Origin of the sequence: Aeoliella sp. (assembly GCF_965227375.1) — a bacterium.
Taxonomy (GTDB): Bacteria; Planctomycetota; Planctomycetia; order Pirellulales; family Lacipirellulaceae; genus Aeoliella.
Window position 1 is genome coordinate 1,932,368 of record NZ_CBDDFX010000002.1, and the last position, 15,863, is coordinate 1,948,230.

Sequence of the window (15,863 nt, forward strand, 5' to 3'; positions counted from 1 at the left end):
CCACCTTACATTCCCTCCCTTACCGGCCGCCCCGGCCCTGACGCATGACGACGTCCTCCCATAGATCCACGCACTTGGCCGGCCTGCTGCTCAGGCTTGCGCTTCCGTGCGTGATTCTTGCGGCAGGATGGTACGGGTTCACCCTCCTGTCTTCAGGAGTGGAAAAGGAACCCGAGCCAGAGAAGAAGCGCCAGGTGTTACGGACCAGGGTCCAGGACTTGGAAGTTAGCGACTACCCGGTCGTCATCAGGACGAACGCAGTGGTGCAAGCGCACAACGAAGTGACGCTCTCCTCTCAAGTGACAGGCAGAGTGGTGCGGGTGAGCCCATCGTTCGAGGCAGGAGCCTACTTCGACGAGGGGGAAGTGCTTGTCGAAATCGATCCGCGTGACTTTGAGAACGCCCTGTCCATTGCAAAATCGGAGCTGTCGGCCGCGAACTCAACGCTCACGCTAGCTAAGTTGGTCGAGGAGCGCAAGCTGAAGCTCGTCAAATCGAATGCAGTGTCTCAAGGCGAGGTGGACGCCGCCACGGCGAGCCGCGAGCAAGCCGAAGCCAACGTCGAACTAGCGGCGAGTCGCGTTGAACAAGCCAAGCTGCAGCTTCAGCGAACCAAGATAAAGGCCCCGTTTGATGGACGGGTGAATACGAAGCTGATCGGACTGGGCCAAGTGGCGGGAGCGAACAATCCTCTCGGCGAAGTATTTGCCATCGACTATGTGGAAGTGAGGCTTCCCATATCGGGCCAGCAGAGGGACTTTCTTGAGTTGCCCGAGTTCGCCGACGACGAGCCACTCGAAGTGACGCTGCGAGATGGAATACGCCAAGCGAGCGACACCATCTGGAAAGGCAGGATTGTGCGCACCGAGGGCGTGCTTGACGAGAATTCTCGCGATCTGTTTGCAATCGCCCGCGTCGACGATCCGTTTGGACGCAAGACGGATATGCCGCCGCTGCGAATCGGCCAGCCAGTGATCGCTTCGATTCAAGGCACAACCCTCAAGGACGTCATGGCGCTTCCTCGAGCAGCTGTTCGCCAACTGGACCGTATTGTGCTGGTCGACCCCAAGGATCAGACATTGCGGCCGATGAGTGTACAGGCCGTGTGGTCCGACGCCGAGCACGTGGTTGTGAGGGCGTCTGCCATTCCGCGCGGCATGTGGCTGGCGACCACGACCTTGGCCTATTCACCGGAGGGCGCAAAGGTCGAGATCATTCCCGAGCCTGGTGCAAGCGAGGCGATTGCCGAGACGAACGCCAAAGGCGATGACCAGAAAGCCACAAACTAAACACTTCTTATGATCCGATGGTTTGCAACTAACGGCATCGCTGCCAACTTCTTGATGCTTGCCATCTTGATCGCAGGTGTCTACACGGCGTGGTTTCGCCTGCCGCTGGAGGTATCTCCCGAACGCAGCTTCGAAACGGTGGTCGTCGAGATGACTTACCGTGGCGGGACCGCCAAAGACATCGAGCAGGCGATCCTCATCCCCATCGAAGAAGCCCTCGAAGGCGTCGAGGGAATTAAAGACATCCACGCCGACGGCCATCGAGGCGAAGCCCGCATGTTCATCGATGCCACTTCCGGCACCGACTTGCGGGAACTGATGGACGATATCGTGGCGCGGATCGACACGATTACAACCTTTCCGGACGAGACAGAAAGCCCACGCGTTGTCATTCCCGATTCGTCCAATTGGTGGGAAGTGCTGAGCATCGCGGTAACCGGCGATCTCACTCCTCATGAGCTTCGGGAAGTTGCCCGCAGTGTGCAAGAGGACGTCCTCGCACTTCCTGGCATCAGCCGTGCCAAGGTGCAAGGAGATCGGCGGTACGAAATCAGCGTAGAGGTCGATTCAACCAAGCTGCTTTCCTACGGATTGAGTTTTCAGGACCTCTCGGATGCGATTCGGCAGTTCTCGATTGACCTGCCGGCGGGATCAATCGATAGCGACAGCGGCACTTTCATCGTTCGCACACGTGGCCAGGCCTACTCCGAGCGGGAGTTCAGCAAGGTGCCCATTCGAGCGGCCAATGGGGCGGACGTCTTGCTTGGAGAAGTTGCCACCATCACCGATGGCTTCGAAGAAGGCGAGAAGACCGTCGAATTCAACGGTCGCCCTGCGCTGTTTGTCGAAGTGATGCGGACCGGCAAGGAGAACGCCATCGATATATCGGATAAGGTGCACGAATACGTCCGCAACGCACAGTCGCGTTTTCCGGAAGGAATCGAACTGTTCGTTTGGGACGACGAGTCGGTCGAGATTCGAGGTCGCCTGTCGACGCTCATCCAGTCGTTGCTTCAAGGAAGCATTCTGGTAATGCTGCTGCTGGGCTTGTTCCTTCGCCCCGGGCTGGCGTTTTGGATTGTCGCTGGAATCCCCGTCGGCTTCGCCGGTGGGGTGATGCTGATGCCCTGGTTTGGTGTCACAGCGAACGTAATGAGCTTGTTCGGGTTTATCATCGTGGTAGGCATCGTTGTTGATGACGCCATCGTGACTGGCGAGAACGTCTATCTGAAGATGAAGGAAGGGATGCCTCCGCTCGATGCCGCCGTCAAAGGAACGCACGAAGTGGCGATCCCGGTTACGTTTGGCGCGCTGACTACCATGGTGGCGTTCATTCCATTGCTGTTCTTCGATGGAAGTTGGGGTGACTTCGCGTCGCAGGTGCCGCCGGTGGTCGCTCCCGTTCTGCTTTTTTCCCTGGTCGAGTCGAAACTGATCCTGCCAGCTCACCTCAAGCACCTGCGACCCGTTCCGCGGAATAACCCGTTCACCAGGTTTCAGACTTCCGTGGCGCAAAGTCTCGAGTACTTTGTCGATCGAATCTACCGACCTTGCCTCGAGAAGGCGGTTCACTATCGGTACTCGGTAATGGCGGGCTTTGTTGCCATGGTAATGTTGATGGCGGGGTACTGTCTGAGTGGGCGGATGGAGTTCATTGCTTACCCATCGGTCGACAAACGCCGCATTTCCGCCGAACTGGACATGCCGGATGATACGCCGCTGGAGGTCACGGAGCGCTACATGGAGCGGATCGAGTCGGCGCTGTTGCAACTTCAGCAGGAGTACGTCGATCCGAGCGGCAAATCGTTGGTGCAAGATATTTCGACGCTGGTAGGCGCTGCACGAATTCATCGCGACTTCGACAAGACGCGCGGAGCAATCTCGTTCGAGGTGTTGTCACCTTCCCACCGAACCGCGCCTGGACCACGGAACAGCGAGCTGGCTACCCGTTGGACGGAACTGGTCGGGCCAATTCCCGAAGCGACGGAGTTTCAGATTCGCGCCGATTCGAGTATCAACCGCGACCGACATGTCGACAACGAGAATCTCAACATCGAGTTGCGGGGACCAATGTCGCCGGAAAAGGCCGAGGTGGCGCGTGAGATTCGAAGTTTGCTACGAACGTACGATGAGTTCAGTTCCACTTGGGCGAATATTAACTACGGACAAGACGAACTGGAGTTGCGGCTAAAGCCGCTGGCGGCCGAACTGGGATTGACCCAGCAGTTGCTAGCGCAGCAGGTACGGCACGCCTTCTTCGGCGAAGAAGCGCAGCGCGTGCAGCGCGGCATTGATGATATACGCGTCATGGTTCGGCTGCCACGCGAGCAACGCGAGTCGCTGCACACGCTCGACCAAATGCGGGTGCGCACCCCGCGCGGTGCAAATGTCCCACTTTCGGCGGTGGCGGAGATCTCGTTCGCCAAGGCGCCGTCCTCGGTCGATCGAAAGAATGGGAAGGAAGTCCTTCGCATCGGCGCCCGACCGGCTAACGAGACCGTCGATGTGCTGGGAATCGCCAAAGAACTGGATCCCAAGATTGAGCAACTATGTCGCGAGCACAATCTCACCTACGAATACGTAGGATACGTTGCAGAAGCGGAGGACACCCGGCGAAGCACGATCATTGGTTCCTGCTTGCTGGCGTTCACCTTGTATGGCTTGCTCGCCATCGCGCTAAAGTCGTTGACTCAACCATTCTTCGTGTTGCTGGCGGTTCCATTTGCTACCGTTGGCGCCCTGTTAGGGCACATCATCTTGGATATTACACCATCCTACCTTTCGGTGTTTGGAATCCTCGCTTTAGCAGGCGTGGCGGTCAACGATACGTTGGTGATGATCGACTACGTTAACCATCGCCGCGCCGAAGGAGCAAGCATGCGGGAAGCGGCGTTGCAAGCCGGTGCGAGACGTTTTCGACCGATCATGCTCACGTCGGTTACCACGTTCGTCGGGTTGGTGCCGCTGCTCATGGATAAGTCGCTGCAGGCGCAGTTCTTGATTCCGATGGCGGCGTCGCTTGCCTACGGAGTACTATTCGCCACACTCGTTTCGCTATTCCTCACTCCCTGCGCCCTGATCGCAGCCGAAGATGGCGGAAGCTGGATAGCTGCTGCAAGGCGGTGGTACGTTCGCCCCTTTGCATCAGGTACGTCGCAAGCGAAGCAGCAGGCTTAGAGCAGGACGGGTGGTTGGTTCCACACCAAGTCGCTGGTGACACATTACTCACTCCGCCGACCTAGGATTTCGACCGCCCTTTGCTTTGCTTCTTGCGGGCGTCGTACAGTTCGTTCAGGAGTGCGGTGGTGTGCTCGAGAGACTGCTGGAAAGTGTCTTTGAGTTCCTCGAAGCTCTTTGAGTTCTTTTCCGTAGAGATTAGCAGCGGAGCGATGGAGTCCTTCATTAACTCGAATTGACTTTCGATCACTCCTAGAATCGACTTGGGAACCCGATGGCTGACAGACACGCGAGTTGGCTGCGATGGGTCGATCGGAAGGGTGCCGCTCGTTAGCTCGCTAAGCTCGCCAGCAAGCTCCTGCATGGCTTGGATGGCTGCAGCTACGGTAGCGTCGTCGGCGCCCGCGGGCTTGCGAGCTTCGCTTGCAAGTTGTTTCTTGCTCGTGTCGTGGAGCTTCTTCAAGCCCCGTTCGATGGCATCTTGAATGCTGGCCAGCCCCGACCCTACTTCCGATATTCGTTCAACCAGCAGCGACGCCCGCTCCTGCTCAGACTCAATGCGCCGGTTCTCTTGCTCCTGCGCATGTTCGAGCAATCTGTCATTGCTCTTGTTCTCGGCTATCACCTCGGCGTTCTCGGCCAAGGCGGTTTTGATAGCGTACAACCCTTCATTAAACGATCGCAACTGTCCCACAACCTGCCCGATGGGATCTCCTTGGTCGATGCCTTTCATCTTCACGTTTTCGCTAAACGTCCGCTTAATGCTCTCCCATCGCGCGGCCTCGTCGGCGGTGAGTATTCCGAGTAACTCTCGAAGCTTGAGCAGATTCGATTCCGTATCGGACGTGAGTGTCTGGGCGTCGTTTTCGTAGCTGGAAAGGATTAGCGATTGAAGTTCGGCATCGTTCATGATCGGCACTACCTTCTCGGCAATTCGATTCATGTTTCGATACGACCCCTGCAACTTGAAAGGCGGCTCGGTGCGGTAGTCGTCCGACTGGGCCGCTGAAGCGACGTACTGGCGATTGACCTTGAGAATGACGTCGCGGACCGTCATCAGCTTTCGGAGTGTGGATACAAACTCCTCCACTTCGACAGAAGAGTAGCTGCCTTCGAACTCTACCCCCTCGCGCTCATCCGTTTCTGCAATCTTGAGGAACGCATACACGTCCTTTTGGCTTCGGCTGGCGAGTCGACTAAGCGTGGGATTGCTCGTAAGGCAGTTCTCCAGATAGCTCATCTCAAACGCTTTGGCCGAGTCGCCAATGATCTCGCCCAAGTTGTAGATGTCTGCTCGGTTAGAGAGCATGTCTGGAATCTGGAAACGCTCACCACTTTCGGTGTAGGGGTTTCCGGCCATGACCACTACCACTTTGCGGCCGCGAAGATCGTAGGTTCGAGTGTGTCCTTTGTAGACGCCCTCGATCTTGCGAGTAGCATCGCAAAGCGAGATGAAACGCTGCAAGAACTCCGGGTTGCAGTGCTGAATGTCGTCAAGATAGATCATCACGTTGTCTCCCATTTCGAGAGACAAGTTGAGCTTCTCTACTTCTTCGCGGGCTGCGGCATTGGACGCTTCGGAAGGGTCGAGCGACGTGACCTGATGGCCGATTGCCGGCCCATTGATCTTCATGAAGATGATGCCTAGCCGGTTGGCCAGGTATTCCATCAGGGTCGTCTTGCCGTACCCTGGTGGCGAAACCAATAGCAACAGCCCCATTCGGTCGGTTCGCTTTGACTCACCGGCGGAGCCAATCTGCTTAGCCAGATTATCTCCAATAAGCGGCAAGTAAACGGTGTCGATCAACTTGTTTCGCACAAAAGAGGTCAGCACTCGTGGCTTGAACTCGTCGAGTCGCATCTCTTTCCTCGCCGCATCCACTAGTTCGGCCTTGCGGTGTTGAAAGGCGGTGTACCGAGGAACCGCTTCGGCGACAAACTTGTCCAGTTTGGCCATAAAATGGTTGAAGTGAAGAGCGTAGTTTCCCGACTTGATAGTCGGGTGAACGCCAAGCAATCCAGAAAGGTCGGCCGTCACCTGGCCATCGACGATCACTTGGCCATCAACCACCGACTGACCTTCCACGCCGGCAGTTGCGAGATTGTCCGCTTGCATCAATGCGGCCGCAATCTCATCACGATATTCTGCAGGCGTGTCTGTTGTGGGTAAGAATGCCTCGACCCAGCCGCGAATCAACTGAAACCGAGCCGCCGGGTTGTCGGACAGAGGTTCGATGCTGTGGGCGTATTGGTTATCGAAACTGCTGTGACGCAGCAGGCGGCCAAACGCGTCGCAGGCGTCCGCGGCAACACGACTTACGCAGAACGACCCAAAGGGCCGGCCGTCGGACGGACGGGCCAATTCGGCAAACAGGTACCTGGCCGCCTCGTCTACTAGCGAAGCATCGAAAAGCCCCTTCGCATCCACAAAAGAGCTTAGTTGCTGTCGCAACGCCTCAGTGTACAGATACTGTTGAGTGGCATTGGGAAAGACCTGTTCGATCAACGCCACCCCCTGGAGTCGAGCTGCCATGAGCGCCCGCTCCTCTTGATCCATGAAATGCTCCCAGAACACGCGAGCACATGCCCTCGCCTGCGTCTGAAAGCAAAGCAATCCAATCCGGTCGTTCATCTTCAACAGTTCGTGAAGCATGAGGCTAGCGTCATGGTCGGTAACGCCCTTCACGTACGACTCTTGATACCGTGGCCCCATAAACTGCTGAACGCTCTTCGCACGCTCGACTTCTGTTGCGTGCTGGAAGCTTGTGCGAAGCTCTTGGTTCGCCTGAAGGTGCTCGAACATCAGGCGGGCCAAGTACTCGCCCCGGTAGACTTCGTCGTTCTCCGACACGACCTCTTGTGCCCACACTTCGCGAGCGGCTTCCAATTGCTCGTCAACCAGCGGCTCAAAGAAGTTCGTGCCCGTCAAGTGCAAGGTGATGTTTTCGTCCCTTAGAACGGTAGTCAGGTCGAGCGCCTGCACGTTCACCGTAAATTGATGGGCGCCGAGCTTTATCAGGTTGTCGCCGTCGGAGAATAGTTCCCGTCGATCCTTCAACTGCCGGATCGCATCTTCCTTGACCGTCTTCAGGCGACTTTGAATGTCGTCGACTTTGACCGTATCTTCCAGCTCTTGCAGCTGGCGGATCAAGTCCCGGACCTTATCGATCATCAGGTCCGAGGCAAAGTACGAATGGATCTGCTCGATATCGTCAAGTCGCTCCACGCGACTCTGGATGCCCTTCAGGATGCGATCGGCCGCGCTAGCAATGGAGCTCGCCCGACGATTTCGCTTCTCCACCAGCGCCAGCTTCCGAGACTCGAAAGCGTTATAGACCTCGTCCCGCTTCTCGCTCAGTTGAACAACGAAATCGTCAAACTCGGCAAAGCGTCCCTCGAGTTCCTCGATTTGCACGAGGATCTTCGTCAACAGTTCTTCACATTTTTCTGGCGAATCGCATAGGTCGATGTAGCTAACGACGCTTTGGTCCAGCAGTTTCATCTGCGAGCCAAACTCAGCGATGCCTTCGACGGATACCAAGTCTTGGATGCGAGACTTGATCGATGCGCGGGCGCCATTGATGGTTCCGAAAATCGCCGAAATATCATCGATGATACTGGTGCGCTGCGTGGCGTCGTCGATCTTGAGGTTGCCGACTATTTCAATCAGCATCTCCAGTTCCCGCGCCCCCTGATCGATTACCTCGAGCAACTCCTTGGCGTCCGCCACGCGCTCGAGTCCCTCGATTGCCTTGCTCTGCTCCGCGATGCGATCTTGATAAGGCTTTAGTGCCGTGTCGCCGAGCAGGAACTCGACGCAGCGTTGGGCAAGCACATCCGACTGCTCGACAACCTCTTCTTCAAGCGACTCGATCAATGGATGATCGGCGTAGCGCAGGTCTTTCAGCGATATGATGGCGCCGCGTATGGCCCTGAGATCTCCAATCGCGCCCACAAACTCATCGATCGTCTCAAAGCGGCTGTGACTAATCGATGCGAGAAGTTGTTGCGTGCGACTCTGAGTGTCGCGAGTTTGCTGACTGGTCGCGGCGCGAACCTGCCTGACTTTTTCAAACTCATCAATCGCCGCACTGGCGGCGGTCAGGATTTCGCGAAGGGGCTCGCTGAGTTTGAATGCGTCCTCATCGTCGATCCAGAAGAACGAGTCGAGAATGTCACTGGTCTGCTTGGCAATGTCAATGTACTGCTCGGCATAGGCTTCGTCTTTGTCGATCAGTGCCAGCACTGCACGGCATTCCGACATGCCTCGCACAATGTCTCGATTGCCTATCTTGAAAAGCTGCGAATCCGTGTTGGTTGGCGGGACAAAGTTGGGCCCCACGTAGGGAGTTTGCCAGATCTGCAGGGCGTGGTGCTTCTCTGGCTTGTCTGGCGAGCGAAAGCAGACGAGTTCGCCGGCATCGAATAAGGAGCTGCCACTGCAAATGAGAGGTGTGTCGACACTCTGCTCGATCACGTTGTATCGCAGCAGGACATAGACGCCAGTTAGGCGGTTGTAGAAAACGTAGAGGTAGTCTTCACCATTCGGCGATGCGACCCGGCGTTCGAACAACATGCCAGCGGTCTGATGCTCGAATGTCTTGTGCTCGCCATTCTGGAGATAGTAGCCGTTCGAGAAGATCAACCCATGGCCGTCAGGCAGCAGAACGCATGCATGTTCGATGGCATCGATGCGCCGAGCTTCCTGCATCTTTTCGTTGTAGACGATATAGCGAAAAGCTTGTTCCTGATAGGGGCGAATCTTCAGCAGGATCAGATTGCCGACAATCGCGTAGTAGATCAGAGCGTCGTCAAGCGTTTGGTCTGCGTTATCGACAGGCTCGGCGTAAATGCCCTCTCCCGTATCGGTGTTGTTCTCAATCTTGATGGTCAAATCCCCGCCGACCGTCTCCACAAACACCCGATCTTCGATCGAAATGTGGGGATGAACGCCGCTCGAGTGCATGTCGCGCGTTGTGCGAATCCATTCAAACTCGTGTTGCGGGGGAAACTGAACCTCGTGATCACTTCGGCTATCGACGTACTTTAGCTGATCGTCAACGAGCAGCCATTTGAAGCACTTAATGTCGGAGACACTTTCCCCAACCCTGAAGACCATGTAGAGGTGCGGATCGCGAACGAAGAATTTGGCGAAGCGTGCATCCTTGTAGTACTTGTAGAGTTCGCCAAATTCTCGTTGGAATCGCTCGTCGGCTATCAGCGAGAGGGGAGCTGCGTGAAACGTGTTCTCGCGAAACTCATAGGACGCGAAGACGTCTTCGAGATGCGTTTCGCTCTTGAGCCCCAAGTGAACGTTGTAGCCGAACAGAAACTTGTCTCCCACCGACACCAGGTCGCGGGGGACGCAGTTGTTCTCGGTGGTAATGCGTTCGGTTGCCAGCAGCGTCGTGGCGATAGCGCCAAACACGTCCTTGCGCGCAGCGTTTAAGCGATCCAGTCGTTGCCGCAACTCCTGGCCATGCTCGCGCAAACGGTTCCGCAGGATTTCATAGGCCCCGCTTTCAAGCTGGACGTCCTGCTCCGTTTCGCTTGCTGTCGCCTCACTGGACGTTTCGGGCGAAGCCATCAGATCGCTTCCGAGGGGCTAGAGGTTCAAGACACTGCATGGTGACACGAATCAGAGCGACTACTTCTTGTCGTCCGCCACGCCGATGCCTAACGCCGCCAGGCGTTTATCCGACACCCCTAGCTGCTTCACCGTGTCGAGTAGTCGGTTAAGCTCGCTTCGTGTCTCGTCCGCATCCGTCATGCCGAGCATCTTGAGCAGCACAGCGGAGATGGACAGATCCTTGATGTCGTCCGTGCTGAGATTGAACTGCTCGACAAGCTGCATCGTCTTGTCCCTGAAGTACTCCGGGTTGCCGTTGAAGAATGTGTTCTTCACGTCCGTCAACACTTCGCTGTTGTGCACAAAGCGATCGACTGCCTTGCCGCCCTTCACCGAATCGACGATCTTGTCGAAGAACTCGCTCTCGCCCCCAACGATGTCGATGCGGGCGCTCTTGAGTGCTTCGCCGACAAGCTGCGATTGGGCTTCGGCGATTTGTCGCTGGGCGTGAATCGCTTCGATTTCGATCTCTTTGTCTTTGTTCAGTCGGAGCTTGAATTCCTCGTGCTCGCGGCCAACGCCGTCGAAGAGCTTCATCGCTTCGGCTTTTTGGGTAATGCCGTCGGCTTCGCTGCTGAACTTGAGCTTCATCACCGTGGCTTCGGCAGTGCCTTCCTTCTCCTTGGCTTCGGCCATGGCCCCGACGCCAGTCGCCTCGGCGACGGCTTTCTTTTCGATCACATGCGCTTCCGCCTGACCTGTTTTCTCCAGGGCATCGGCTGCGGCGATCTGGACGTGGGCTTCGGCGAGCCCCGTCGCTGCGTGATCGGCCGTCTTGCCTTCGGCCAGCATCTTCATGGCCTGGGTCTTGCGTTCGGCGGCGTCGCGATCCGCGTCGGCTTCGATTACGACCTGCTCGGCCTTGAGCTCGGCCGACTGCTTGGCTGCCTCGGCCGCCTTGACCTCGATCACCAGGTTTTCTTGTGCAGCCATCTCGGCTTTTGTCACCGTTACCTGCTTGAGACGGTCGGCTTGAGCAAACTCTTGCGTGTCCTTGATCTTCTCTTGCTCTTCCACCACCGCTCGCTCGACCACAACGCGCTCGCGGATGACTTCCTGGATGTTGCGATTCTCGACTTCAATCGCTTTGTCTTTCTCGACAACAGCGACACCAACCAAGCGGTCTCGTTCGGCGACTTCCAACAGGCGATCTCGCTCCACCCGTTCCACTTCTACAGCTTCGGTGCGTTGCTTGTTCTTCTCCGCAACGATGATCTGACGATCTTTGTTCTCCTCGGCAACCTTCAGTTCTTCTTCAGTCTGGATACGTGCGGTTTCGGCTTTGAGCCGCTCTTGCTCTTGTACCTTTCGGGCTTCAGCCTCTTCGCGAGCACGGATTTCAGCCGCTTCGCGTTTCATCTTTTCTTCCGCCTCGATTTGCTGTCGATCGAGATTCAAGATGACTTCACGAGCTTCTACGTCCTGCTTGCGAATAAGCTTTTCTTTTTCTCGGGTGATGTCGTTGGCTCGAATGTGCTCTTTGGCCGTAAGATCCGTAATTTTTTTGATGCCTTCGGCATCCAGAATGTTATTCGGGTCGAGTAACTCAACCGAAGTCTGCTCGAGGTAGTCGATCGCGGCGTCGTCGAGCCGGTATCCGTTCAGGTCAACACCAATGACCTTGATGATCTCCGTCTTGAACTTCTCTCGCTTGTCGTACAAGTCGACAAACTCAAATTGCTTGCCAACCGTTTTTAGCGCTTCGGAGAACTTGGCGTCGAACAACTCTGTGAGCGTGCCTTCGTCGGACGCCCGGTGGCAACCGATGGATTGTGCGACTTCCTTGATCTTCTCGTCTTCTTTGTCCACGCGAACGAAGAATGCGACTTTGATATCGGCTCGAATGTTGTCGGCGCAGATCAAACCATCATTCCCCTGGCGGGCGATCTCGATGCGTTTCAGTGTCAGGTCCATACGGTCCACGCGGTGCATGATGGGGACAACCCACATGCCTTGACCGGTGGCAACCGTCAATCTGCCTCCGCCGGAGCGAACCAGCGCTTCCTCCGGAGCAACCTTCCGATAGAAATTTGAAAGCGCAAATCCGATGAGTAGGAGCAAGACGATGGCTGTCAATACAATGCCACCTACAATGACGTACACATCGCTTATTTCTGCCAGCAACATCATTCATCACTCTCTGTTGTTAGTTTCTCGATCTGGTAGGTTTTTGCTGCTTCATCGTAGCCAACCACCATGGCCAGATCGCCTTTCTCAAAGTCTATCTGCCTGGCTCGCACATCGATTAACAGAGGTGCGGCATCCGTAGCCACCTTCGCTTGCCCGACATCCTCAGTAACTTCGCTCGTAGTCACTTCGCATATAGCGCCAATAAGTTTGCCCGGCGTGTAGTGTTCAGTCTCATCAAACATCTTCTGAAGCGGCTCGGTGAGCCCCTTGGCCCCCACAAGTCCAATCCCCAGATTTCGCAGGATCAGGACTGCTCCGTGCCCCCAGGTGATGTCCTCGGGTTTTCCATCCACGAGAACCCACAAAACCAACGATGCCGCCCACCAAATCAGGCCAAAACACGCCAACCATATAATGATTGGGACGTCCCCCAAATTCAAGAATTTTAGGATGGCCATTCCCACACTGGTGGGCGAACCGGTATCGGCGTCGACATCTATGTCGAATTCGAACAAATCCAGGTCGGCAGCCCCCACCAGGGCCACCAAGCCGTAGGCCAAGATCAAGAGGATCAAGGCCGTGGCTGGCAGCACCGGCCAAGCCAGACAGTATTCGAGAAAGTTGGTTATGGTCCTATCCCCCCTTACGCTGTAACCAGCGCCAAAATTGAGGCGTTATTGATCAGTATTCGCCGGGTCCGACTCGATATTGGAGATTATCGTCGAGCCGGCCTGCCCGCGCAAAGCCGCCGAAATGATATCATGAATGGCGGGCCGCAGCTAATCGGCGCCAAACCTCCAAGACCACCCCTTGGCCCTAGGAATAGGGGCTATTACGGGACGATCTTCATCCAGCATCACCGTGGCCGATGGCTTCCGGAACGATGGCGAGGAGAGGCTAGCGACCTGCCTCCACAGCCCGTGCAGCAACGACGTTTGAACACTCTACCGCAACGGCTGGATGCACACACGTTGACAGTCAGGCGCGGCATGCCTCTTCCTGATGGAGCTCGACCCCGCTGTACTGCGAAGTGATCGCCGAATGATCCCGAGGACCATCTGGGGCAACGTCTCATTGGACCATTGTGCGTCAAGCTCCTCCCCAAGAAGGGAGCTTTCACATTTTGAGACTCGCACTGGAATGTGAGTGCTAGCCAGGGGCTGATTTCTGAGAGCGCTCCAATAAGCGAAGATGGCTGAGCTAATGCCACTGCCTCCACCACTGATGTTGGTAGTTGCCTTCCCTCGTTTCGCATTCGATCCAACGGAGCAATGTGAAGATACTATGAAGTTCGCTCTGTTTTTCTGCTATATTCTGCTCTTTGTTGCTTTTTTGAATCAGTTTGTTTGCTGTCCCTACGTCCTTTGGTAGGGAGTGGGGGATACGACGTCTCCATTGGGAAGCCCCCGAAGATGATTGGGTGACACTGACAGCCGGGTTGCAGGACACAATGTCGTCTATACCTCAGAAGGATGTCTCTTCGACGAAAAAGCGAGACCTGGAGCTCTTCACAGAGCTGTCGGGGCGGTACCAGCTGCAAGTCTTGGGATACATCTACGCCACGCTCCACAACTTGGATGACGCGGAGGATGTCTACCAACAAACTTCGATCATCATGTGGGACAAGTTCGACGAGTATGAAGTCGGGAGTGATTTCTTGAAGTGGGCCTGCACCGTCGCTCGTTACGAAGTGCTGAACTTCTTACGGACTGCCAAGAATCGGCCTCGCTATTTCTCTGACGAATACATCCAGCAGGTCGCAGAACTTCCCAGTGGTCACGACTCCGGTCGGCTCGAATCAAGACAGCAAGCGCTCAATGGATGCTTGCGACGTCTTCGGAATCGCGATCAGCAGCTCATTGAACGATGCTATGGCGGCGCCACCAAGATACATGAAGTAGCGAGACAACTAGGGCGGACACCCGAGAGTGTTTACACCTCACTCCGCCGCATTCGCCGGACCCTGCACGAGTGTATCAATCGTGCCCTGGCTTTGGAAAGTGGTCATGAGTAAACCGAATCACTCGTTCAGCGAGTTCTACTCGCTGCTCGATGCCGCGTGCGAAAATAGACTTACGGCCGAGCAGTCACGCAGGCTAGAGGAATTGTTGCGTAGCGATGAATCCGCTCGCAGAGAGTATGAAGAATACCTGCACCTCAATCTGGAGTTGCACTTCGCCTCGCGGGCTCATCGTGCGAAGCATGCCGCGAAAGGAGTGCGTCGGCAGGGCTCGGAAGTTCGCTCGGTAAAACCAGCGTCAGCAAGGAGTTTCTTAGGCTTTGCGAATCAGCGACAGGCGGTCACCTGCGCCGCGGCGGCAGCAGTGTTCTTGGTGCTGCTTACCGCGGCAGGCGTGATCCCTTGGGGCGACTCGGGCGACCCGACAACGGCCATGCCCATCGAGACCGTGGGCAAGCTCACCAACGCCGTGGCCGTGAAGTGGCGAGACACCCAAGGCGCACCTTCGTTGGGTGAAGACCTCGCCGCCGGACAGCGGCTGGTTATTGATCACGGAGTGGCAGAGATCACCTTTAGGGACGGGGCAAAAATCTCGGTGGCGGGGCCGGCGTCTCTGCAGTTGAGCGACGCCATGGCTATGAGGCTGTTCTCTGGCCGATTGACCGCCACGGTGCCTTCCAGCGCGGTTGGGTTCCGAGTGGACCTTCCGAACGCACGCCTGATCGATAAAGGGACCGCGTTCGGAGTAAACGTCGTCGCGAATGGCGACGACGAGATTCACGTGTTCGAAGGCCAGGTCGACGCATTCATCCGTGCCGGTAGTTCTCAAGGATATGACAAACAAGTGCAACTGAGAGCTGGGCAGGCGGCGCAATTCAATGAAAAGTGGTCCGCTGTGCGATTGAGCGAGTCGGAGAAATCGCCCCTCTCGCCTTCGCTGGCGCTCTATCTCGAGAATCAAGGGAAGGACACTGTCGCACCAACGCGGCAGTACATCCTGAGTCAGTCCTACCTGGTCGGTCCTGCCCCAGGAACATTTGCTATTGAGGACGGCGAGATCAACTTGCGTGCAGGACTGGATAACACGGTCTGCGTGATGGTTGATGAGTCGCATTTGTCCCTGCCGAGTAGCGGATACCTGGAGGTGGTGGTGCCACCACTGAAGCATCCCTATGACGGGGTCTTCCTGATGTGCAGTTCCGTTCCCAGACAGCCAGGCGGCACCAACAACTTTGGCCTTCGTTTGCGACGTGACGTGCGTGGCATTTGGGTGATGCCCATCAAAGACCCTGAGTACCGTAGCGTGCTCGAAACGGAATTTGGGAGAGAAGGCATGAACATGCTCCCCGATCCGGGTGGCGCGTTGCGATTCAGCATCGAGCGAGTAACAAGGTCTCGCTTCCGGTGTTACTACCAACCCATCGGGCGTGATTCGGATCCGGTATTTGTAGATGAAATCGTCGTGCCTCAGCTCGAGTCGTATGATGAGCTCTGTGTTGGAGTGCAGGCGTATTGCTTTGACGAAGTACGCAACTATCGATTCACGGAACTAGACGTGATTCCGGTAGCAAGCCAGTAGTTCTTCGTGCTTTTTTGAAATGTATAGAACCGTTTGCGCTCAAGGTGCGCGCCGACGGCCCGCACCGGGACGTTGAAAGCGAAGATGGACAACGCGGTC

The 15,863-nt window shown here is 56.2% G+C and carries 7 protein-coding genes; 4 read left to right on the forward strand and 3 right to left on the reverse strand.

What is annotated here, in order from left to right:
- Positions 1-194: 194 nt before the first annotated feature.
- Both ACQK2L_RS20675 and ACQK2L_RS20680 read left to right on the forward strand, forming a co-directional pair.
- Positions 195-1,289 (forward strand): efflux RND transporter periplasmic adaptor subunit, encoded by a 1,095-nt coding sequence (locus ACQK2L_RS20675; protein WP_425398945.1) that lies wholly within the window; start codon positions 195-197, stop codon positions 1,287-1,289.
- Between the two features lie 9 nt (positions 1,290-1,298).
- Entirely contained in the window at positions 1,299-4,466 is a 3,168-nt protein-coding gene (locus tag ACQK2L_RS20680; RefSeq protein WP_425398946.1) for an efflux RND transporter permease subunit, read from the forward strand.
- A 61-nt stretch (positions 4,467-4,527) separates the two neighbouring features.
- On the opposite strand, the gene ACQK2L_RS20685 is transcribed toward ACQK2L_RS20680, so the two are convergent.
- Genes ACQK2L_RS20685 through ACQK2L_RS20695 form a run of 3 tightly spaced genes read right to left on the reverse strand, consistent with a single transcriptional unit; the run spans position 4,528 to position 12,800 of the window.
- Positions 4,528-10,053 carry a DNA repair ATPase gene (locus ACQK2L_RS20685; RefSeq protein ID WP_425398947.1) on the reverse strand — a complete coding sequence of 1,842 codons (5,526 nt, stop codon included), beginning with the start codon at positions 10,051-10,053 and terminating at the stop codon, positions 4,528-4,530.
- A gap of 60 nt (positions 10,054-10,113) precedes the next feature.
- Positions 10,114-12,225 (reverse strand): flotillin family protein, encoded by a 2,112-nt coding sequence (locus ACQK2L_RS20690; protein ID WP_425398948.1) that lies wholly within the window; start codon positions 12,223-12,225, stop codon positions 10,114-10,116.
- Positions 12,222-12,800: a hypothetical protein gene (locus ACQK2L_RS20695; RefSeq protein ID WP_425398949.1), complete on the reverse strand. Its 579-nt coding sequence runs from the start codon at positions 12,798-12,800 to the stop codon at positions 12,222-12,224. Before ACQK2L_RS20695 ends, ACQK2L_RS20690 begins: the two co-directional genes overlap by 4 nt.
- Positions 12,801-13,675: 875 nt before the next feature.
- Here ACQK2L_RS20695 and ACQK2L_RS20700 point away from each other — a divergent pair.
- Both ACQK2L_RS20700 and ACQK2L_RS20705 read left to right on the forward strand, forming a co-directional pair.
- Complete coding sequence (locus tag ACQK2L_RS20700; RefSeq protein WP_425398950.1) at positions 13,676-14,239, forward strand: sigma-70 family RNA polymerase sigma factor; 564 nt, start codon at positions 13,676-13,678, stop codon at positions 14,237-14,239.
- The gene (locus ACQK2L_RS20705) at positions 14,232-15,764 is read left to right on the forward strand and encodes a FecR domain-containing protein (RefSeq protein WP_425398951.1); all 1,533 of its coding nucleotides are present in this window, start codon (positions 14,232-14,234) and stop codon (positions 15,762-15,764) included. Before ACQK2L_RS20700 ends, ACQK2L_RS20705 begins: the two co-directional genes overlap by 8 nt.
- The last annotated feature ends 99 nt before the right edge of the window (positions 15,765-15,863 follow it).

What these genes read in the sequence shown, in the direction of transcription:
- ACQK2L_RS20680 (WP_425398946.1), top strand. Translation starts at nt 1,299, where the DNA reads ATGATCCGATGGTTTGCAACTAACGGCATCGCTGCCAACTTCTTGATG.
- ACQK2L_RS20690 (WP_425398948.1), bottom strand. Translation starts at nt 12,225, where the DNA reads ATGATGTTGCTGGCAGAAATAAGCGATGTGTACGTCATTGTAGGTGGC.
- ACQK2L_RS20685 (WP_425398947.1), bottom strand. Translation starts at nt 10,053, where the DNA reads ATGGCTTCGCCCGAAACGTCCAGTGAGGCGACAGCAAGCGAAACGGAG.
- ACQK2L_RS20705 (WP_425398951.1), top strand. Translation starts at nt 14,232, where the DNA reads ATGAGTAAACCGAATCACTCGTTCAGCGAGTTCTACTCGCTGCTCGAT.
- ACQK2L_RS20700 (WP_425398950.1), top strand. Translation starts at nt 13,676, where the DNA reads ATGTCGTCTATACCTCAGAAGGATGTCTCTTCGACGAAAAAGCGAGAC.